Genomic DNA, 21,254 nt, shown 5'->3' with positions numbered 1-21,254 from the left:
ATGACGCCGGCAAGCCGGCCGCCCGGGGGCGGGCTGCAGTGTAGCGGCTGGCCTGCGGCCCGGGCTGGGTCCGCCAGCGCCGGGCCGCGTCACGCGGCGCTAGTGGGCGAGGTACCAGTCGTAACCGAGGGCGCCGCCAAACCACCAGTTGAACTTGCGCGGCGGGCTCAGGCGCCACTCCGGCAGCGTGGGCGTGCTGCGGTGCCAGTAGTCCAGGGTGAAGCGGCAGGTCTGCAGCAACTGCTCGGCCACCTGCTGCACCGAGGCGGCGCCGCCCTGGCCAAGCTGGCGCTGCGCCCAGGCGGCGCGCGCCGTCATTGCGCCGACGTCGCAGGCGTGCTCCATGTCGCCCCAGCCGCGCTGGCCATCCTCGTAGCGGCTGCCCACGCCGGCCATGTACCAGGTCATCTTCAGGCCATTGAGCTCGCGGTGTTCTATCCCGCCGTCGTACAGCGCATGGTCGCGCACGTAGTTGCCCATGCCGGCCATCCAGCGCAAGGCATCGGGGTCTTCGGAGGCCAGGTAGTACTCCATCATCGCGTCCGACAGCAGCGCGCCCATCCAGGGCGAGCACATCAGGCGCTCGTCGCCGTCATCGCCCTCGTGCTGGCGCACCGTGTGCAGCGGGCACTGGGCCTCGTTGCGCGACATGCGCACCGTCAGCGCCGCCAGCGCCTGGGCGCGCGCGCCCTGCACCGCGTCGCCCGTGAGCGCGTAGGCGGCGAGCGCGGCGCGCAGCGCATAGGCCTGGTGGCGCTCGGTCCAGAAGTTCTGCGTTGGGGTATAGCTGACGCGCCATTGGGCGATGCCGGCCTGGCCTATGCGCTGTATCGGCGCCGCCAGCGCCGCGTCGCCGGTCAGCCACAAATCGGTCAGCAGCGAGGCGCCATAGCTGTACTTGAGATCGTTTTCACCCTTGAGCGTGAAGATGCCGCCGGCGTCGATGCGGCTTGCATACCACTGCGCGGCGCGGTGGGCGTGGCGCAGCCAGCGCAGCTCTCCGGTGCGGATGTACAGGCCGAACAGCGTCATCGCGCGGTCAAACAGCCAGGGCTCGGCGTCGCGGGCATAGGCAATCTGCGCCGACGCCGGCACGCTGGGCGCCAGCCGATTGACTGCGGTATCGCCATAGCCTTGCATGGCCGTATCCCACCAGGCGAGCGCCGGGTTTTGCCCCGCGGGCAGCGCCGGTCCGCGCAGCAAGGCCTGGCCCAGCCAGGCGGGAGGCAGCGTCGCATAGACGGCTGGTTCGCGGATATCGTCCGCGGCCGGGTATTCGTCGGGGTCGGGCCCGTCGGCTATGCGCGTCCACAGTGCGGACGGGGCCGGCAGCGGGCCCGCCAGGCTGCGCGTGCGCGGCGCGCCCCAATGCACCTTGATGGCGGCGGGGGCGTTGTCGGCAAAGCGGTACTCGATGTAGATCAGGGCCGCGCGAATCGAGCCGGCGCCCGCCGCCGCGCCCAGGCTGCGCCAGGGCGCGAGCACCTGCACCGCAGAGGGAATTTCTCCGCCCTGGACGTCGCTCACCCGGATCTGCGCGGGGTCGCTCACGAAACCGCGCGGAAACGGCAGCCCGAAGGCGAGCAGCACCGTGCTACCGGCGCGCACCGTGGCGCCTGGGTGCAGCTGGACATCGACCGCGCCCTGTGCTGCGGGCGGCACGAACAGATCTGCGCTGGGCGGGATGGGTGTCGGTGTCGGTGTCGGTGTTGGCGTTGGCGTGGGCGTGGGCGTGGGCGTGGGCGTGGGAGCCGGCGCCGGCGCCGGGCTTGGAGCGGGCGGCTCCGCCGAAGAGCCTCCGCCGCAGCCGCCGACGAGCGCCGCGGCCAGCATGAGCGCGAGCCACAGGTGTTTGTGCATCTTGTCCTCCCTCATTGCATTGGTGCCCCCTGCGCACGGCGCTGGCGCCGGGCGGGCCGCGGCATCATAGGCAAGAGGGGTGCGCCGGCGGGCGTCAAGGTGTTACAGCGTCGCATTTGCGCTCCCGCAGGGCGGGCGCCGACGGGCTCGGGGTGCTGCGCCGGTCCCGGGCGCGCGCAGAGTGCCGGCGCTGCGGCGCAGGGCTTGGGATAATCGGGTGCTTCATGGCGCCAGATATCCGCTTTCCCGAATCCCTTCCCGTCTCTGCCCGCCGCGAGGACATCATGGAGGCGATGCGCGAGCACCAGGTCGTCATCGTCTGCGGCGAAACCGGCTCCGGCAAGACCACGCAACTGCCCAAGATGGCTCTCGCCCTCGGGCGCGGGCGCTGCAATGCGCCCGAGGGGCGGCCGGGCCGCCTGATAGGCCACACGCAGCCGCGGCGCATCGCAGCCAGCAGCGTGGCCAAGCGCATCGCCCAGGAGCTGAACACCCCGCTGGGCGAGGTGGTGGGCTACAAGGTGCGCTTTGCCGACACGCTGCACAAGGGCGCCTCGATCAAGCTGATGACCGACGGCATCCTGCTGGCCGAGACCCAGGGCGACCCGCTGCTCAAGGCGTACGACACGCTGATCATCGACGAGGCGCACGAACGCAGCCTGAACATCGATTTTCTGCTCGGCTACCTCAAGCAGATCCTGCCGCGCCGCCCCGATCTGAAGGTGGTGGTGACCTCGGCCACCATCGATGCCGAGCGGTTTGCGCGCCACTTTGCCAGCCCCGCCGGAGAGCCCGCGCCGGTCATCATGGTGTCGGGGCGCACCTGGCCGGTGGAGCTGCGCTGGCGCCCCTGGGAGGAGAAGAAGGACTACGACCTGAACGACGCGATTGCCGACGCGGTCGATGAACTCTGGGGCGGGGCGGGCGCCGGGCGCGGCGGCGACATCCTGGTGTTTCTGCCCGGCGAGCGCGAGATCCGCGAGGCGGCCGACCATCTGAAAAAGCATTTGCAACACCAGCCGCTGCTGCGCAGCGCCGAGGTCTTGCCGCTCTTTTCGCGCCTGTCGCAGGCCGAGCAGGAGCGCATCTTCGAGCACCACGGCGCGCGCCGCATCGTACTGGCGACCAACGTGGCCGAAACCTCGCTCACGGTGCCCGGCATCAAATACGTGATTGACGCAGGTATGGCGCGCGTCAAGCGCTATTCTTTCAGAAGCAAGGTAGAGCAACTGCTGGTCGAGCCCATCAGCCAGGCGGCGGCCAACCAGCGCGCCGGGCGCTGCGGGCGCGTGGCCAATGGCATTTGCATCCGGCTGTACGGCGAAGAGGATTTCGCGCAGCGCGAGCGCTTCACCGACCCCGAAATCCTGCGCTCGTCGCTGGCCGGTGTAATCCTGCGCATGAAGTCGCTCGGCCTTGGCGACGTGGTCAATTTCCCCTTTCTCGAAGCGCCCTCGGGCCGGGCGATCGCCGACGGCTACCAGCTCTTGCAAGAGCTGGGCGCGGTCGACGAGCAGGGCGCGCTGCAGCCCATGGGGCGCGAGCTCGCCCGCCTGCCGCTGGACCCGCGCGTGGGCCGCATGATCGTGGAGGCGCGCGGCCGGGGCGCGCTCGCCGAGGTGCTGGTGATTGCCGCCGCGCTGTCGGTGCAGGACGTGCGCGACCGCCCGCTGGAGGCCCAGGCTCAGGCGGACCAGGCGCACGCCAAGTTCGACGACGAAAAGAGCGAGTTCAGCGGCTACGTGCGCCTGTGGAACTGGCTGCACGACGCGCGCGGGGGCAAGCTGGTGGCGCAGTCGCGCCGGGAGATGGCGGCTGCGGGGCAGACTGCGGCGGCGCATGCGCGCAGCCAGGCGTTTTTGCCGGTGGAAAAGCGCGGTTTGCCCCCATCCCAACCTTCCCCCAGAGGGGGAAGGAGCGCAGACCAGAGCAGCGGAAGTTCGCTCCCTCCCCCTCTGGGGGAGGGCAGGGGTGGGGGCGGACGCCCCCCGGACAACGAATCTTCCGCCAAGGGCGCTCAAGCCATCTCCCCGCCAGGCGACACCCACAAGCTGAGCAACCGCCAATGGGAGCAGCTGCTGCGCAGGAACTACCTGAACCTGCGCCGGGTGCGCGAGTGGCGCGACATCCACAGCCAGTTGCTCACCGTGGTGCGCGAGCAACGCTGGGCGCTCAACACCGAGCCTGCGGGCTATGAGGCAGTGCATTTGTCCATGCTCGCGGGGCTGCTGGGCAACATCGGCTTCAAGGGCGAAGACGCGGACGCCTGGCTGGGCGCGCACGGCATCCGGTTTTATCCGCACCCGGGCGCGCACCTGTCCAAAAAACCGGGGCGCTGGATCGTTGCGGCCGAGCAGGTGCAGACCTCGCGCCTGTACGGGCGCGGCATTGCCGCGATCGAGCCGCAGTGGCTGGAGGAGGTGGGCGCGCACCTTTTGAAGAAGCAGCTGCTGGAGCCGCACTGGAGCAAGAAGCAGGCGGACGTGATCGCGCTCGAGCGCGCCACGCTCTACGGTCTGGTGGTCTACAACCACCGGGCCGTGAGCTATGGCCGCGTGGACCCGCACGAGGCGCGCCAGCTCTTCATCCGCCGCGCGCTGGTCGAGGGCGAATGGGACAGCGACTGGCCCTTTCTCGCCGCCAACCGCAAGGCGGTGCACAAGGTGCAAGAGCTCGAGCACAAGAGCCGCCGCCAAGACGTGCTGGTGGACGACGAGCTGATCTACGCCTTCTACGACCAGGCGATTCCCGAAGGCATCTACAGCGGCGCGACCTTCGACAAATGGTTTCGCCAGGCGGTCAAGGCCGAGCCGCAGCTGTTGCGCATCACGCGCGAAGAGCTGATGCGCCACGAGGCCGCGGGCATCACCACCGAGCGCTTCCCCAAACTCGTGCGCCTGGGCGGCGTGGACTGCGCCGCCAGCTACCTGCACGCTCCCGGCGACGCGCGCGACGGCGTGACGCTGACGCTGCCGCTGTTTGCCCTGAACCAGGCGAGCGAAGAGGACGCGCAGTGGCTGGTGCCGGGCATGCTCAAGGACAAGATCCAGGCACTGCTCAAAAGCCTGCCCCAGCGCCCGCGCAGCCGCTTCGTGCCGCTGGCGGAAAACGCCCGGCGCCTGGCCGATCTGCTGCTCTCGCGCGGCGGGCGCGAGCAAGGCGGTTTGCTGGACGTGCTGCTCAAGCAGGCGCGCGAGGAAACCGGGCTGGACATCAAGCTCGCCGACTTCAAGCTCGACATGCTCAGCCCGCACTTGTTCATGAACTTTCGCGTGGTGGACGAGCACGGCCGCCAGCTCGGGCAAGGCCGGCAACTGGCCACGCTCAAGGCGCAGTGGGGCGGCCAGGCGCGCGGGGCGTTTCAGGCGCTTGCTTCATTGAAGATAGCTGCTGGCGCAGATTCCAAGCCGGTTTCAGGCACTAAACCATATGAAATCGTTGCCAATCAAGCGCCAGCAGCTCCTGAAAATGAGAAACCCGCGCCCGGACAGGCCGATGCGCTCTACACCGCATGGACCTTTGGCGAGCTGCCCGAGCTGCTGGAAATCCAGCGCGGCAACCAGAGTCTGGTCGGCTTTCCGGCCTTGATCGACCGTGGCGAGGGCGTGGGCATCGAAGTGTTCGACGAGCCCGAGCTGGCAGCCGCGCGCCACCTGGTGGGCCTGCGGCGCCTGGTGGCGCTGCAGATCAGGGACGCGCTCAAATACCTGGCCAAAAACATCCCCGACCTGCAGCGCATGGCCGTGGCCTACATGCCGCTGGGCACGCAGGAGGAGCTGCAAAAGCAGATCATCGACCTGGCGCTTGAGCGCGCCTTCCTGCAGCCGCCGCTGCCGGTGAACGCGCAGGAATTTGCCCAGCGCATCCAGGAAGGGCGCGCGCGCCTGACCCTGATTGCCAACGAAGTGGCGCGCCTGTGCGCCGCCATCCTGCAAGAGTACGCACTGGCCCAGCGCAAGATCAAGGAAACGCGCAACGCCCCGCTGGCCACGCAAGACACAGGCCGGCAACTGCAGATCCTGATGAACAAGAACTTCCTGCTCGACACCCCCTGGGCGCAATTGCAGCACTACCCGCGCTATCTCAAGGCCATCGTGCTGCGCCTGGACAAGCTGCGCGCCGACCCCGCGCGCGACGAAGCCAGGACGCGCGAGCTGCAACCGCTGGAGCAGCGCTACTGGCGCCTGTTTGCCGAACGCAAGGGCCAGGAAGACGCGCGCATGCAGGAATACCGCTGGATGCTGCAAGAGCTGCGCGTGGGCTTTTTTGCGCAAGAGCTGCGCACCCCTTACCCCGCAAGCAGCAAGCGTCTGGACAAGATCTGGGCCCAGTTGCAACTCTGATGCAGCGGCGCCGGCTGGCCTGCGGCTGCCTTGGTGGGCCTCTTGCCGCGTTGCGCCCAGGCCCGCGACTGCCGCACCTCAGCCCAGCGCCAGGCGATTGAGTTCGGCGCAGACATCGGCCAGCCGGCCCGAAGCCATCAGCCGGCAGGAACCATCGTCCGCATGCCGCAGCACCAGGCGCAGCGGCCGGTGCGCCGAGGGCCGCGCCGGCACAGGGGCGGGTGCAGCGGGGCGCTGGCGCGCGACTGGCCGCAGCGCGAGCACCTTGCCGTGCGGGGCCGGGGAAAAAAGAGGCAGCGGGCGCTGACCGGACTGAACAAGCTGCATGTGAGACTCCACAGGGTTTGAACACAGGCAGGATTGCCACAGGAAAAGCACGCCCCAGGGTTGACCGAGCGCGCTGGCGCATGCAGCGTGCCCGGCCAGACGCCCGCCACCCGGGGCCGTGCCGGCCATGCCCTACATCAGCATGGTGTTGCGTATCAAGCCGACCGCCAGGCCTTCGATCTCGAATGGCTCGCCGGGGTGCACCCGGATCACCGGGTAGTCGGGGTTTTCCGGCAACAGCTCGATCTGGCCGCCGCTACGGCGCAGGCGTTTGACGGTGACCTCGTCGCCCAGGCGCGCGACCACGATCTGGCCGCTGCGCGCCTCGTGCGTGGCCTGCACCGCGAGCAGGTCGCCATCCATGATGCCGGCGTCGCGCATGGACATGCCACGCACCTTGAGCAGATAGTCCGGCTTGTGCGCGAACAGCGAGCCTTCTATGGTGTAGCTTTGGTCGACGTGCTCCTGCGCGAGAATCGGCGAACCGGCGGCCACGCGGCCGATGAGCGGCAGCGTGAGCTGGGCCAGCCCCGCCATCGGCAGGCCGAGCTGCACGCCGCGCTCGGCATGGATCTGGCGCAGCGCGCTGGCGCGCAGGCGTATGCCGCGCGAGGTACCGCTGAGCAGCTCGATCACGCCCTTGCGCGCGAGCGCCTTCAAGTGCTCTTCCGCCGCGTTGGCCGACTTGAAGCCCAGCTGCTGCGCGATCTCGGCGCGCGTGGGCGGCGCGCCGGTCTGGGCGATGGCGCGCTCTACCAGTTCCAGGATCTGCTGCTGGCGGCCGGTGAGTTTGGGCTGGTCGGTCATGAAATGCTCCGGATGGGCTACAGGTCAGTGACTGTGTATCGATACAGTAGCTGTATTTTTCGACAGTTTTGAGAAAGTTGCAAGCACCATGGACAAAAAGATCGTCATCCTCGGCACCGGCGGCACCATTGCCGGCACCGGCGCGGCCGGTGGCCATGCCTACCTGGCCGCGCAACTGGGCGTAGACGCGCTGGTGCAGGCGGTGCCGGGCCTGCAGCAGGCCGCCGGCATGGCGCTGCAAGCCGAGCAGCTCGCGCAGATCGACAGCAAGGACATGGACCACGCCACCTGGCTGCGCCTTGCGCGGCGCTGCGCCGAGCTGCTGGCCGACGCGCAGGTGGCCGGCATCGTCGTCACGCACGGCACGGACACGCTGGAAGAGAGCGCCTGGCTGCTGCACGAGCTGCTGCCCGCGGACAAGCCCGTGGTGTTGACCTGCGCGATGCGCCCGGCCACCGCGCTGCTGTCCGACGGCCCGCAGAACCTGCTGGACGCGGTGTTGCTGGCCGCGCACCCGCAGGCGCGCGGCGTGCTGGTGTCCGCGCTCGGCACGGTGCACGGCGCCCGCGCGGTGAGCAAGCTGCATCCGCAGCGGCTCGACGCGTTTGCCTCGCTGGGCAGCGGCCCGCTCGGCTGGGTGGAGGCCGGGCAGTTGCGCTGGGCGCACGGTGCGGCGCCCGCGGCCGGCGCACCGCGCCACGGCGCCTTGCTGCAATCGCGCGCCTTCAATCAAGCGCCCTGGCCGCGGGTGGAGATCGCCCTGAGCCACGCCGGGGCCGACGGCGCGCTGATCGACTGGATGGTGGCCGGCGGGGTACGCGGCATCGTCGTCGCCGCGACCGGCAACGGCACGCTGCATCAGGCGCTGCAGCCGGCGCTCGCGCGTGCGGTGGATGCCGGGGTGCAGGTGCGCATTGCCTCGCGCTGCCCGCTCGGGCACATGGCGGCGATCGCGGGCCGGCCCTGGCGCGACGCCGAGGGCCTGAGCCCGGTCAAGGCGCGCATCAGCCTGATGCTCGACTTGATGCAGCAAGCCTGAGCGCGCAGCCTGCGCGCCGGCGCCTCAGAGCTTGCGAGGAAATTGTCCGTGCCCGAAAGGCGCGTCAAAACGCCGCCCATCGAGATGCAAAACGCAGTCATGGCTGGGGCCATGGCGAGTATTTGCAACCAAGAGTGGTGGTGTTTTGGCGTGCAGAGCGGGCATGGGGGATTGCCTCTCAAGCTCTCAGTGGCTCAGCGCCTCGAGCGCGCGCGCGGTGATCTCGTCGACGCCGCCCAGGCCGTTGATGGCGCGGTACTTGGGCGCGTTGGCCGGGTCGGCGCTGGCCCAGTTGCGGTAGTAGTCCACCAGCGGGCGCGTCTGGTCGCTGTAGACCTGCAGGCGCTTCTTGACGGTTTCTTCCTTGTCGTCCTCGCGCTGCACCAGCGCTTCGCCCGTCACGTCGTCCTTGCCGGCGACCTTGGGCGGGTTGAACTTCACGTGGTAGGTGCGCCCGGACGCCGGGTGGCTGCGCCGCCCGCTCATGCGCTCGATGATGGCCTCGAACGGCACGTCGATCTCCAGCACGTAATCGAGCTTGACGCCCGCCGCCTTCATCGCGTCCGCCTGCGGGATGGTGCGCGGAAAGCCGTCGAAGAGAAAACCCTGGGCGCAATCGGGCTCGGCGATGCGCTCCTTGACCAGGCCGATGATGATGTCGTCGCTCACGAGCTGGCCCGCGTCCATGACCGCCTTGGCCTGCAGCCCCAGCGGCGTGCCTGCCTTGACGGCGGCGCGCAGCATGTCGCCGGTGGAAATCTGCGGGATGCCGAATTGCTTGCAGATGAAGGCAGCCTGCGTGCCTTTTCCAGCGCCGGGAGCGCCAAGCAGGATCAATTTCATGGGGACTCTCTCTCGTCAGTTTTGAAATCGGGCCGCACGCGCCAGGCCGTGCGTGAACAGCGTTTGAGAATAGCACGCGTGCGCTGGCGCCCCGCTTACAGGGCGCCCTCTCAGGCAGGTGCGCCGCCGGCGGCAAACAGGGCGCGCACGCGCTCCAGGTCCTGCGGCGTATCCACACCCGCGCCGGGGGCCGTGGTGGTCACGTGCACCGCGATCGCATGGCCGTGCCAGAGCGCGCGCAGCTGCTCGAGCTGCTCGAGCTGCTCGGTGGGCGCGGGCGCCAGGCGTGCAAAGGTCTGCACGAAGCCCGCGCGGTAGCTGTAGATGCCGATGTGGTGCAGCGGCGCCAGCCCGGCGGCGGCCGCATCCTGCCACCAGGCGCCGCCCGGCTGCGCGCCGCGTGCATGCGGGATGGGCGCGCGGCTGAAGTAGCTGGCGCGGCCCCGGGCATCGAGCACCACCTTGACCACGTTGGGGTTGGCAAAGTCGGCGGCGCTGGCGATCGGATGTGCGGCCGTGCCCATGGGGCAGTGCGCGTGGCGCTGCATCAGGGCCGCGACGGCATCGATCAGGCCGGGCGCCATCAGCGGCTCGTCGCCCTGCACGTTCACCACCACCGCATCCTCGGGCAGGCCCAGCAGCGCGCAGGCTTCGGCCAGACGGTCGCTGCCGCTGGCGTGGTCGGCGCGCGTGGGCAGCGCCTGCACGCCGTGGGCCTGGCAGGCGTCGATGATCTCGGGCGCGTCGGCCGCCACCCAGACCTGCGCGGCGGCGCTTTGCAGCGCGCGCTCGGCCACGCGCACCACCATGGGCTTGCCGGCGATGTCGGCCAGGGGCTTGCGCGGCAGGCGGCTGGAGGCCAGCCGCGCGGGGATGACGACGGTGAAGGCCGCCGCGCTCACGGCTTCTTTTCCAGCTCGTCGTCGCTGAGCGTGCGCGCTTCGGTCTCGAGCAGGACGGGGATGCCGTCGCGCACCGGATAGGCCAGGCGCGCGCTGTGCGAGACCAGCTCCTGGCGCTCGCGGTCGTAAGTGAGCGGCCCCTTGGTCACGGGGCACACCAGCAGTTCAAGCAGTTTCGGGTCCATGGCTTTCTCCGGCTGGGGTCGATGATAGTGGCGCCAGGCGCGCGTCCAGCCAGGCGAAGAATGCCGGATCGAGCTCGACCTGCAAGGGCGCCGCCCAAGCCTCGGGGTGCAGGCGCCAGAGCTTGACCGCGTCTTTTTCGGTACAAATCAGGATCAAACCCTTGCCTGACGGGCGCTGCCAGCTATCGAAAGCAAAGTGGTCCGGCAGGCTCTCGGTGCGCTCCAGCGTCAGACCGCGCGCGCGCAGCATGGCAAAGAAGGCCTCGGGCGCGGCCACGCCCGCCAGCGCATGCAGCGGCTGGCCGCGCAGGCGCTGCAAGGGCAATTGCTCGCCCGCCGCATTCACCACGCAGGGCGCCAGCGTGCGCCGCAGCGCAAACGCGGGCGCGCTGCCCGCCGGGACGGGGGGCGCGCCGTGGTAGAGCAGCGCATCCACCGGTCGCGGCCAGGCCTCGCGCAGCGGGCCGGCGGGCAGCAGCCAGCCATTGCCCACGCCGGTCTCGCTGAAGACGCAAATTTCCAGCTTGCGCGCCAGCGCCAGATGCTGCAGTCCGTCGTCGCAGACCAGGATGTTGCAGTCCGGGTGCGCCGCCAGCAGCGCGCGCCCGGCATCGGCGCGCCGCGCGGCCACGAAGACCGGCACGCCGGTGCGCCGCGCCAGCAGCAGCGGCTCATCACCCACCTCGGCGGGTGCGCTGGTAGCGCGCACCTCGCGGCAGTCGCGCGTGCGCCGCCCATGGCCGCGCGAGACGATGCCCGGGCGCCAGCCTCTGGCCTGCAAGTGCTGCACCAGCGCGATCACCACCGGCGTCTTGCCCGCGCCGCCGGCCACCACATTGCCCACCACGACGACGGGCACGCCGAGCGTGCTGCGGCGCAGCCAGCCGCGGCGATGAAGCGCGCGGCGCAGCGCCGTCAGCGCGCGGTAGAGCAGGGACAGGGGCCAGAGCAGCCGCGCCAGCGCGCCCTTGTGCTGCCAGGCGCGGCGCAGACGCTGGGCCACGCCCTCAGCGCTCCTGCGCCCCGGAAGTCTGGGTAGCGAAGGTCACCTGCGCCAGGCCCACCCGGCGGGCCGCCTCCATCACGGTGATGACCGCCTGGTGCGGCGCCATCGCGTCGGCGCTGATGATCAGCACGCTGTCGCCGCCCGCCGGCGCGGCCGCCTGCAGCGCCTGGGCCAGCTCGCCCACGCCGCGACCGGCCAGCGCGGTCTTGTTCACCGCATAACGCCCGTCGGCCGCCACGGCCACCGTCAGCTCGCGCGGGCGCTCGCGCATCTGCTGGGTGTCGGCCACCGGCAGGGTCAGCTGCAGTTCGGTGAAGCGGCTGTAGGTAGTGGTGAGCATGAGAAAGATCAGGATCACCAGCAGCACGTCGATGAAGGGAATCAGGTCGATGCGCGGCTCTTCGCGCGTCTTGCCAGCCCGAAAGTCCATCGCCGGCTCCGCCTACAGCTGGCGCCGGCCGATCTGGCCGAGGTGACGCACGAACTGCTCGGCAGCGAGCTCCAGCTGCAGCGTGTAGGCGTCCACGCGGCTGCGGAAATACTTCCAGAAGAACAGCGCCGGAATTGCGATGATCAGGCCGAAGGCCGTGTTGTACAAGGCCATCGAGATGCCGTGCGCGAGCTGCGCCGGGTTGCCGCCGCCGGCCACATGCCCCACGGCGCCGGCCCCGGCCTGCGCGCCGAAGATCTCTATCATGCCGACCACCGTGCCCAGCAGCCCCAGCAGCGGCGCGGCCGAGGCGATGGTGCCCAGCGCGTTCAGGTACCTCTCCAGCCGATGCGCCACCGAACGACCCTGGTCCTGCATGGCCGCGCGCAAGTCCTCTTCGGAGCTGCGCGGGTTGCCCGCCAGCCGCCGTATGCCGCTGGCCAGCACCTCGCCAAGCGCGCTGTTCTGTTCCAGCTGCTTGACCACGTCGGGCGCAGGCAGGCTGCGGCTGGTGACGGCAATCGCCTCATCGAGCAGCTTGGGCGGCGCCACGCGCCGGGTTTGCAGCGAAATGAAGCGCTCGATGATCAGCGCCAAGGCCACGACGGAGCAGGCGATGAGCGGCCAGATCGGCCAACCCGAGGCTTGTATGATCGAAAGCAATGCTCACTCCGCGCGTTTGGATGTCAGCCGGCGATTATGACGCAGGCACCCTGGCCGTCCGGCGCGCGCGCCACAGCCCCGCCAGCGCCCTGCGGTCATCCACCGTTGCTGTGGATAACTTTGTGGGCAAATACCGGAACAAGCGCCGCAAGCGCGCATCGGCAGGCGCTTTGACCACATTGCACAAAAAATGTGCACCAAAAAACCCTGTTGAATCAACAACTTGCATGAACACCCATGGCGCCGCTGCTATGACTTGCGGATGCAGGCGCCGGCCGCGGCTGGCCGCGCCGCTGTGGATGGTTTGCGCCCGCGCACCGCGCGCAAAGCCTTGTCCCGCCTATGTTTGAGCCCTCCGAGCAAGCCGCGACGCCGCTGATCTGGGAAGTTGGCGCGCTGTGCCGCGCCGTGGCGCAGGCCTTGCAGGCGCGCTTCAACCCGGTGCTGGTGCGCGGCGAACTCGCGGGCTTTTCGCGCGCGGCCAGCGGGCACTGCTATTTCACCCTGAAGGACGCCAGCGGCCAGTTGCGCTGCGCCATGTTTCGCCGCGCCGCAAGCCAGCTCGACTTCGTACCGCGCGACGGCCAGCTGGTGCAAGCCCAGGCGAGCCTGAGCGTCTACGAAGGGCGCGGCGACCTGCAGCTCGTCGTGCAGCACCTGCAGCCCGTGGGGCAGGGCGCGCTGTTCGAGCAATTCCTGCGCCTGAAGGCCAGGCTGCAGGCCCAGGGCCTATTCGATGCGGCGCGCAAGCGGGCGCTGGTGCGCATGCCGCGCGCCATAGGCCTGGTGACCTCGCGCGGCGCGGCCGCGCTGCACGACGTGGCCAGCACCCTGGCGCGCCGCGCGCCGCACCTGCCTGTGGTGTTCGCGCCGGCCCAGGTGCAGGGCGAGGGGGCGGCCGCCAGCCTGTGCGCTGCACTATCAAATTTGTATCTGCTGGCGCAAGGCAGGCAAGGCCAAGCAGCCGAAAACACCATGGAACACCCGCCGCTGGACGCCATCCTGCTGGTGCGCGGCGGCGGCTCCATGGAAGACCTCTGGGCCTTCAACGACGAGCAGCTCGCGCACACCATCGTGCAAAGCCCAGTGCCGCTGGTCTGCGGCGTCGGCCATGAAACCGACTTCACGATTGCCGACTTCTGCGCCGATCTGCGCGCGCCCACGCCCACCGCCGCGGCCGAGCTGGTCGCGCCGGTGCGCAGCGAAGAGCTCGCCGCGCTGGCGCTGGCCGGCGAGCGCCTGCGCGGCGCGCTGCTGGACCAGCTCGACGGGCAGCACCAGCGCCTGGACGGCGCGGCGGGCCGGCTTGGGCGGCCCTCGGGCTTCATCGCCGACGCCGGCCTGCAACTGAGCCAGCGGGAGCAGCGGCTGCGCCACGCGCTGCAACTGCGCCTGGGCTTGTCGGCGCAGGCGCTGCAGGCGCGCGGGCAAGACTTTGCGCGCAGCCTGCAGCGGCACCTGCAGACGCAAAGCGAGCGGCTGCAGGGGCTGCACACGCGCCTGACCCTGCTGGATCCGCGCCTGGTGCTGGCACGCGGCTATGCGCTGCTGAGCGACGAGCATGGCCAGGTCGTGGTGCGCGCGCGCCAGGTGCGCACCGGCCAGGCCGTGCACGCCGAGCTGGCCGAGGGCGCGCTGGAGCTCACGGTGCAGCCGCCGCGCCTGTTCTGAAGCCGCCGCGCGGCCCGGGCCGGCGCGAACGAGAGCAAGTTCCTACAATGGCCTGGTTGTGCTGCGCCTGCGCAGCGTCGATGCAACCACCAATCGAAGGAAAGGAACACCCCCATGCACCACGTACTACCCAGCCTGCCCTACGCCCTGGACGCCCTGGCTCCGCACATCAGCAAGGAGACGCTGGAGTTTCACTACGGCAAGCACCACAACGGCTATGTGACCAATCTGAACAAGCTGCAAGAGGGCACCGAGTTCGAGAACATGACGCTCGAGGAGATCGTCAAGAAGTCCAGCGGCGGCATCTTCAACAACGCCGCCCAGGTCTGGAACCACACCTTCTTCTGGCATTGCATGAAGCCCAGCGGCGGCGGCGAGCCGCACGGCGCCCTGGCCAAGGCGATCGAAGCCAAGTGGGGCAGCTACGCGGCCTTCCGCGAAGCCTTCCTCAAGAGTGCCGGCGGCAACTTCGGATCGGGCTGGACCTGGCTCGTGAAAAAGAGCGATGGCAGCGTGGACATCGTCAACACCAGCAATGCCGGCACGCCGCTGACCACGGCCGACAAGCCGCTGCTCACCGTGGACGTGTGGGAGCATGCCTACTACATCGACTACCGCAACGCCCGCCCGAAGTTCGTCGAGACGGTGCTCGACCACCTGATCAACTGGGATTTCGCCGAAAGCAATTTCGCCTGAACGCGCTGCGGCGCCGGGCCAGACCCGGCGCTGGCCCCTAAGGCAACGCTGAACAAGCCCCCGTGATGGCGCGCGCCCAGCCTGGGGATGGGCTGCAAGGCGCAAACCGCAGCAATAGCCGAAGCTATTGCGAGGATTTGCAACGCAGCAGACCGCCCCAGACTGGGATGCGCGACGCGCGAGGGGCTTGTTCAGCGTTGCCCTAAGGTCCCCGGCCAATGGCCCGGGACCTTTTTTCTTGCCTATTGTCCAGCCCGGGCGGGCGGATTTCGCCTTGTGAAAGGCGACTCCGATATCATGAAACGTTGGCACCGATGCCACGTCCCACCGCGGGCCGCCCGCCCCCTTGTCCTTTGGAGAATTTGAACGATGAGCACACAAGAGACATCCATCATCTATACGCTGACGGACGAAGCGCCGCGCCTGGCGACCGCTTCCTTCCTGCCCATCGTGCAGGCTTTTGCCCGCTCGGCCGACATCCGCATGCAAAGCAGCGACATCTCGCTGGCCGCGCGCATCCTCGCCCAATTCAATGACAGCCTGCCCGAAGGGCAGCGCGTGCCCGACACGCTCACGGAGCTGGGCAAGAAGACGCTGCAGCCCGACGCCAACATCATCAAGCTGCCCAACATCAGCGCCACCGTCGCGCAGCTCAAGGCCGCGATCAAGGAGTTGCAAGGCAAGGGCTACAAGATTCCCGATTTCCCCGAAAAGCCCGCCACCGACGAAGAAAAGGCGATCCGCGCGCGCTACGACAAGTGCACCGGCAGCGCCGTCAACCCGGTGCTGCGCCAGGGCAATTCCGACCGCCGCGCGCCCAAAGCGGTCAAGGAGTACGCGCGCAAGCACCCGCACAAGATGGGTGCATGGTCGGCCGCCTCGCGCACCCACGTCTCGCACATGAAGCGCGGCGACTTCTACAACGACGAGCTGTCCATGACCGTCGACGGCGCGCGCGAAGTGCGCATGGAGCTGATCACCAAGTCGGGCAAGACCGTGGTGCTCAAGCCCAAGGTGCAGCTCAACGACCGCGACGTGATCGACTCGATGTTCTTCAGCAAGAAGGCGCTGCTCGCCTTTTATGAAGAGCAGATCGAAGACGCGCGCAAGACCGGCGTGCTGTTCTCGCTGCACGTCAAGGCGACGATGCTCAAGGTCTCGCACCCCATCGTCTTTGGCCACTGCGTGCGCGTGTTCTACAAGGACGCCTTCGCCAAGCACGCCAAGGTGCTCGAAGAACTGGGCGTGAACGTGAACAACGGCATGGTCGATCTCTACAACAAGATCGCCAAGCTGCCCAAGAGCGTGCAAGACGAAATCCGCGCCGACCTGCATGCCTGCCATGCCAACGGCCCCGAGCTCGCCATGGTCGATTCGGACAAGGGCATCACCAACTTCCATTCGCCCAACGACGTGATCGTCGACGCCTCCATGCCCGCGATGATCAGGAACGGCGGCAAGATGTACGGCGCCGACGGCCGCCTGAAGGAAGTCAAGGCCGTGATGCCCGAATCGACCTTTGCGCGCATCTACCAGGAGATGATCAACTTCTGCAAGTGGCATGGCGCGTTCGACCCGACCACCATGGGCACCGTGCCCAACGTCGGCCTGATGGCCCAGGGCGCAGAAGAATACGGCTCCAACGACAAGACCTTCGAGATTGCCGAAGACGGCACGGTCAACATCACCGACAACGCCAGCGGCGAGGTGCTGCTGTCGCAGCAGGTAGAGCAGGGCGACATCTGGCGCATGTGCCGCACCACCGACGCGGCGATTCGCGACTGGGTCAAGCTCGCCGTCACGCGCGCGCGCAATTCCAATACGCCCGTGGTGTTCTGGCTCGACCCTTATCGCCCGCACGAAAACCAGCTCATCACCAAGGTCAGGATGTACCTGCACGAGCACGACCTCACCGGCCTGCAGGTGGAGATCATGAGCCAGGTGCGCGCCATGCGCTACACGCTCGAGCGCGTGATCCGCGGCCTGGACACCATCAGCGCCACCGGCAACATCCTGCGCGACTACCTCACCGACTTGTTCCCCATCATGGAGCTGGGCACCAGCGCCAAGATGCTCTCCATCGTGCCCATGCTCGCGGGCGGCGGCATGTACGAAACCGGCGCGGGCGGCTCGGCGCCCAAGCACGTGGAGCAGCTCGTGGAAGAAAACCACCTGCGCTGGGATTCGCTGGGCGAGTTCCTCGCGCTGGCCGTGAGCCTGGAGGAGCTGGGCATCAAGCACGGCAATCAGACCGCCGTGGTGCTGGCCAAGGCGCTGGACGCCGCCACCGGCAAGCTGCTGGAGAACAACAAGAGCCCGAGCCGGCGCACCGGCGAGCTGGACAACCGCGGCAGCCATTTCTACCTGGCGCTGTACTGGGCGCAGGAACTGGCCGCGCAAAAGGACGACGCGGCGCTCGCGGCCAAGTTCGCACCCCTGGCCAGGCAGCTCGCCGACAACGAAGCCAAGATCGTCGCCGAGCTCAACGCGGTGCAGGGCAAGCCCGTGGATATCGGCGGCTACTACCTCCCCGACGCGGCCAAGCTGGACACGGTGATGCGCCCGAGCGCCACGCTCAACGAGGCGCTCGCCGCGCTCAAGTAAAATGTCCTGTTCGGGCAGCGCGGCCTCAAGGCCGCGTTGCCCGGGGACGCAAGAGCGGGCAGGCCGAGGGCCGGCCAGCTTGTGAGCTTGATCGGGCGCGGCGCCGTGTGTGCAAGCGGCCGGCACACAGGCCCCGCGCACGGCTCTTGCCCCGCTGCGGCAGGCGGCCCGGCAGCGGGCGCCAAAAGAGGGCGGCGCGGCGTCTTGTGGCAGCGCGCTTTGTCCCCATTCCGATAGCGGCCAAACAAAACCCTGAGGGCGTCCCCGCCGCTAAAGATGCATATGATATGCATATTTAACGCTCTCTTCCTCTTGCGAGTGACATGCTTGAATCAGCCGACAACGCAGGCACCCCCGTGGCCACCGAAGACAAACCGCAGGACGCGGCGCTCACCCAGGCCTTGCAGCGCAGCTACCAGTACGGCTTTGTCACCGACATCGAGTCCGACTCCCTGCCGCCCGGCCTGAACGAAGACACCATCCGTGCGATTTCGCGCAAGAAGAAGGAACCCGCCTTCCTGCTGAACTGGCGCCTTGCCGCCTACGAGCGCTGGCTCAAGATGGAAGCGCCGACCTGGCCCTACCTGAAGATGTCGGAAATCGACTACCAGGCCATCAGCTACTACAACGCGCCCAAGTCCGCCAAGGACAAGCCCAAGAGCCTGGACGAGGTCGACCCCAAGCTGCTGGAAACCTATGAAAAGCTCGGCGTGCCGCTGCACGAGCGCGCGGCGCTCGCGGGCGTGGCGGTCGATGCGGTGTTCGACTCGGTCTCGGTCGGCACCACGTTTCGCAAGCAGCTTGCCGACGTCGGCGTGATCTTCTGCTCGTTTTCCTATGCGGTCGAGCACCACCCCGAGCTGATCGAGAAGTACCTCGGCACCGTGGTGCCGCCGGGCGACAATTATTTTGCCGCGCTCAACTCGGCGGTGTTTTCCGACGGGTCGTTTGTCTACATCCCCAAGGGCGTGCACTGCCCTATGGAGTTGTCGTCCTACTTTCGCATCAACGCGGCCAACTCGGGCCAGTTCGAACGCACTCTGATCATCGCGGAAGAGGGCAGCGACGTGAGCTACCTCGAAGGCTGCACCGCGCCGCAGCGCGACGAGAACCAGCTGCACGCCGCCGTGGTCGAGCTGATCGCCCACGACGACGCCTTCATCAAGTATTCGACGGTGCAGAACTGGTACCCCGGCGACGAGAACGGCGTGGGCGGCATCTACAACCTCGTGACCAAGCGCGGCATGGCGGCGGGCAAGCGCTCGCGCATCGCCTGGACGCAGATAGAAACCGGCTCGGCCGTGACCTGGAAGTACCCCAGCGTGATCCTGCGCGGCGATGAATCGAGCGGCGAGTTCTATTCGATCGCCGTCTCCAACCACTTCCAGCAGGCCGACACCGGCACCAAGATGGTGCACCTGGGCAAGAACACCAAGAGCCGCATCGTCTCCAAGGGCATCAGCGCGGGCAATGCGCAAAACAGCTACCGCGGCCTGGTGCGCATCAACCCCGGCGCAGAAGGCGCGCGCAACCACACCCAGTGCGACTCGCTCCTGATCGGCACCGACTGCGGCGCGCACACCTTCCCCTACATCGACACCGCCCGCCCCGACGCGGTAGTGGAGCACGAAGCCACCACCACGCGCATCTCCGAAGAGCGCCTGTTCTACTGCCAGCAGCGCGGCATAGACCCCGAAGAGGCCACGGCGCTGATCGTCGGCGGCTTCTGCCAGGCGGTGCTCGAAGAGCTGCCGATGGAATTCGCGCTGGAAGCCAAGGCGCTGCTCGCCGTGTCGCTCGAAGGCTCGGTCGGCTGAGCGCCGACCGCGGCTCCGTTTTGAATCGCTGACTCAGGAAAGATAGAAGATGAGTTCCAATTCCGCCCTCCTGCAACTGCGCGCGCTGCGCGTGGACATCGGCGAGCGCACCGTGCTGCAGTCCGTCACGCTCGATGTGCAGCCTGGCGAGCTGCTGGTGCTGATGGGCGCCAACGGCAGCGGCAAGAGCACGCTGGGTCTGGCGCTGGCCGGACATCCGCAATACCAGACGGTGTCGGGCCAGGCGCTGCTGGACGGGCAAGACCTGCTGGCCATGCAGGCGCATGAGCGCGCGCGCGCCGGCCTGTTCGTCTCCTTCCAGGCGCCCCCGGACGTGCCCGGCGTGAAGAACAACCTCTTTATCCGCACGGCCATCAACGCGGTGCGCCAGGCGCGCGGCGAAGAGCCGCAGGATGCCTTCGACTTCCTCTCGGGTGCCAAGGCCGCGGCCAAGGATCTGGGCCTGCCCGCCACCATGCTCAGCCGCCCGGTGAACGAAGGCTTTTCGGGCGGCGAGAGAAAGCGCAACGAGCTGCTGCAGCTGTCGCTCATGCAGCCCAAGCTGGCCGTGCTCGACGAGATCGACTCGGGCATGGACGTCGACGGCGTGCGCGCAGTGGTCAAGCTGGTCGAGCGCATGCGCGCCGAAGGTACGGCCTTCATCATCATCTCGCACTACCTGCAGATGATCGAATCGCTGCATCCCGACGCGGTGCTGCGCCTGGGCGAGGGCACGATCGCCGAGCGCGGTGACATGGAGCTCGCGCGCAGCATTGCGCGCAGCGGCTTCAAGCAGCACGCCGCCGGCCTTGCCGCGACCGCGGAGGCCTGACCATGGAGCAGGTCCGCGTGCTGCGGGAAAGCGCCCGCGAAAAGGCCCAGGCCCTGGTGTGGCCCGGGCGGCGCAGCGAACACTTTCGTGCCCTGCCACCGCCACCGCTGGAGCGCTGGCTCGCGCCCGCGGGCGCTGCCGCTGCCCCCGCAGCTCGCCACGGCTGGCAGCTGCAGGAGCAGGGCATGGACGGCGTCGATGCGCGTTTCCTCGACGCGCTGCAGCCGGCCGAGCGCGCCGCGCTGTTTGAAGGCCTGCCCAAGCCCGACGACGACCGCGCCGCCCCGTTTGCCTGGGCGCACCGCGCGCTGTGCACCGGCGGCCTGCGCCTGAGCGTGGCCGCGGGCGCCGCGCCCACGGTACTGCACCTGCAGCACGGCGCCACCAGCGCGGCCGAGGCGCCCATGCTGGTCGTCGACGTGCAAGAGGGCGCGCAACTGGTGCTGCTCGAAACCCACACCCAGGCCGATGTGGCCGAGGGCATTTCGCAAAACCTCGTGGCCCATATCCGTCTGGCCCGGGGCAGCCACATGCAGCACCTGCGCGTGGTCACGCCCGCGGCCGCAGACCGCATCGCCCACCACGTGCATGTGGCGCTGGCGGCCGACGCGCACTACGCGCAGGCCCTGGCCTGCGTGGGCAGCAGCTACCACCTGCAACGCAACACCGTGGCGCTGCAAGGCAAGGGGGCGGAGTCGCGCCACGCCGGCCTGGTGTTGACGGCCGGCAAGGCGCTGGACTACCAGATGTACGGCGACCTGCAGGTCGCGCACACGCGCCACCAGGTGGAGACGCTGACCCTGGCCAGCGGCAACGCCAAGACCGTGGCCAACGCCTATGCGCGCATCGCGCCCGGCGCCGACGAGGCCGACGTGTTCCAGCGGCTCAATGGCGTTGCCCTGCAGGGCCGCCCGCACATGCAGCTGCGCCCGCACCTGGAGATCCTGCACGACGCGGTCAAGGCGGTGCACGGCGCTACCTGGGGCATGCTGCCCGAGGACGCGCTGTTCTACGCGCGCCAGCGCGGTCTGGACGAACCGACCGCGCGCTCGCTCATCATCGAAGGCATGGCACGCGCCGCGCTCAGCCGCTGCCTGGGCGACACCATGCAGCAGCACGATTCCCCGCTGCTGCAGTGGCTGGATGGCCCTTGGCTGCACGACGCGGTCGAGCGCCAATGGGGCGTGCTGGAGGAGCCCGCCCGTGGGTAAGCAGCAGGGGTTTGCCGC

Annotated in this window: 17 protein-coding genes; 8 read left to right on the top strand and 9 right to left on the bottom strand. The window is 68.7% G+C overall.

Annotated features, from left to right (window positions below; all coding sequences use genetic code 11):
* Window positions 1–99 precede the first annotated feature (99 nt).
* The gene (locus tag KUD94_RS04280) at window positions 100–1,860 is read right to left on the bottom strand and encodes a hypothetical protein (RefSeq protein ID WP_218238578.1); all 1,761 of its coding nucleotides are present in this window, start codon (window positions 1,858–1,860) and stop codon (window positions 100–102) included.
* A 224-nt stretch (window positions 1,861–2,084) separates the two neighbouring features.
* Here KUD94_RS04280 and hrpA point away from each other — a divergent pair, with 224 nt between their 5' ends.
* Window positions 2,085–6,203 carry an ATP-dependent RNA helicase HrpA gene (gene hrpA, locus KUD94_RS04275; RefSeq protein WP_218238577.1) on the top strand — a complete coding sequence of 1,373 codons (4,119 nt, stop codon included), beginning with the start codon at window positions 2,085–2,087 and terminating at the stop codon, window positions 6,201–6,203.
* A gap of 78 nt (window positions 6,204–6,281) precedes the next feature.
* On the opposite strand, the gene KUD94_RS04270 is transcribed toward hrpA, so the two are convergent.
* Both KUD94_RS04270 and lexA read right to left on the bottom strand, forming a co-directional pair.
* Window positions 6,282–6,530: a hypothetical protein gene (locus KUD94_RS04270; RefSeq protein ID WP_218238576.1), complete on the bottom strand. Its 249-nt coding sequence runs from the start codon at window positions 6,528–6,530 to the stop codon at window positions 6,282–6,284.
* Between the two features lie 132 nt (window positions 6,531–6,662).
* The gene (gene lexA / locus KUD94_RS04265) at window positions 6,663–7,337 is read right to left on the bottom strand and encodes a transcriptional repressor LexA (RefSeq protein WP_146913984.1); all 675 of its coding nucleotides are present in this window, start codon (window positions 7,335–7,337) and stop codon (window positions 6,663–6,665) included.
* A gap of 88 nt (window positions 7,338–7,425) precedes the next feature.
* On the opposite strand from lexA, the gene KUD94_RS04260 reads away from it, so the two are divergent.
* Window positions 7,426–8,376 carry an asparaginase gene (locus tag KUD94_RS04260; protein WP_218238575.1) on the top strand — a complete coding sequence of 317 codons (951 nt, stop codon included), beginning with the start codon at window positions 7,426–7,428 and terminating at the stop codon, window positions 8,374–8,376.
* A gap of 186 nt (window positions 8,377–8,562) precedes the next feature.
* Here KUD94_RS04260 and adk read toward each other — a convergent pair whose 3' ends face one another.
* The 6 genes from adk to KUD94_RS04230 form a co-directional block, all read right to left on the bottom strand.
* Window positions 8,563–9,219: an adenylate kinase gene (adk, locus tag KUD94_RS04255; protein ID WP_218238574.1), complete on the bottom strand. Its 657-nt coding sequence runs from the start codon at window positions 9,217–9,219 to the stop codon at window positions 8,563–8,565.
* A 110-nt stretch (window positions 9,220–9,329) separates the two neighbouring features.
* Window positions 9,330–10,121 carry a 3-deoxy-manno-octulosonate cytidylyltransferase gene (gene kdsB, locus KUD94_RS04250; RefSeq protein WP_218238573.1) on the bottom strand — a complete coding sequence of 264 codons (792 nt, stop codon included), beginning with the start codon at window positions 10,119–10,121 and terminating at the stop codon, window positions 9,330–9,332.
* Window positions 10,118–10,306, bottom strand: a complete 189-nt coding sequence (locus KUD94_RS04245; RefSeq protein ID WP_218238572.1) for a Trm112 family protein — start codon at window positions 10,304–10,306, stop codon at window positions 10,118–10,120. Before KUD94_RS04245 ends, kdsB begins: the two co-directional genes overlap by 4 nt.
* Complete coding sequence (lpxK, locus tag KUD94_RS04240; protein ID WP_218238571.1) at window positions 10,287–11,309, bottom strand: tetraacyldisaccharide 4'-kinase; 1,023 nt, start codon at window positions 11,307–11,309, stop codon at window positions 10,287–10,289. Before lpxK ends, KUD94_RS04245 begins: the two co-directional genes overlap by 20 nt.
* Window positions 11,310–11,313: 4 nt before the next feature.
* Complete coding sequence (locus KUD94_RS04235; RefSeq protein WP_218238570.1) at window positions 11,314–11,742, bottom strand: biopolymer transporter ExbD; 429 nt, start codon at window positions 11,740–11,742, stop codon at window positions 11,314–11,316.
* Window positions 11,743–11,754: 12 nt separating this feature from the next.
* Window positions 11,755–12,405: a MotA/TolQ/ExbB proton channel family protein gene (locus tag KUD94_RS04230; RefSeq protein ID WP_218238569.1), complete on the bottom strand. Its 651-nt coding sequence runs from the start codon at window positions 12,403–12,405 to the stop codon at window positions 11,755–11,757.
* A gap of 342 nt (window positions 12,406–12,747) precedes the next feature.
* Here KUD94_RS04230 and xseA point away from each other — a divergent pair, with 342 nt between their 5' ends.
* From xseA to KUD94_RS04205, 6 genes are all read left to right on the top strand, one after another.
* Window positions 12,748–14,076 carry an exodeoxyribonuclease VII large subunit gene (gene xseA, locus KUD94_RS04225; protein ID WP_255569044.1) on the top strand — a complete coding sequence of 443 codons (1,329 nt, stop codon included), beginning with the start codon at window positions 12,748–12,750 and terminating at the stop codon, window positions 14,074–14,076.
* A gap of 114 nt (window positions 14,077–14,190) precedes the next feature.
* Window positions 14,191–14,772, top strand: coding sequence for a superoxide dismutase (locus tag KUD94_RS14670; protein ID WP_255569043.1), 582 nt, complete (start codon window positions 14,191–14,193; stop codon window positions 14,770–14,772).
* 369 nt (window positions 14,773–15,141) lie between these two features.
* The gene (locus KUD94_RS04220; protein ID WP_218238568.1) at window positions 15,142–17,376 is read left to right on the top strand and encodes an NADP-dependent isocitrate dehydrogenase; all 2,235 of its coding nucleotides are present in this window, start codon (window positions 15,142–15,144) and stop codon (window positions 17,374–17,376) included.
* A 323-nt stretch (window positions 17,377–17,699) separates the two neighbouring features.
* The gene (gene sufB / locus KUD94_RS04215) at window positions 17,700–19,193 is read left to right on the top strand and encodes a Fe-S cluster assembly protein SufB (protein ID WP_218238567.1); all 1,494 of its coding nucleotides are present in this window, start codon (window positions 17,700–17,702) and stop codon (window positions 19,191–19,193) included.
* 49 nt (window positions 19,194–19,242) lie between these two features.
* Entirely contained in the window at window positions 19,243–20,025 is a 783-nt protein-coding gene (gene sufC, locus KUD94_RS04210; protein ID WP_218238566.1) for a Fe-S cluster assembly ATPase SufC, read from the top strand.
* Window positions 20,026–20,027: 2 nt separating this feature from the next.
* Complete coding sequence (locus KUD94_RS04205; protein ID WP_218238565.1) at window positions 20,028–21,236, top strand: SufD family Fe-S cluster assembly protein; 1,209 nt, start codon at window positions 20,028–20,030, stop codon at window positions 21,234–21,236.
* Window positions 21,237–21,254: the final 18 nt, after the last annotated feature.

This window comes from Comamonas sp. NLF-1-9 (assembly GCF_019195435.1).
Classification (GTDB): Bacteria; Pseudomonadota; Gammaproteobacteria; order Burkholderiales; family Burkholderiaceae_C; genus Comamonas_C.
This window is presented reverse-complemented; position numbering and strand designations above follow the sequence as displayed.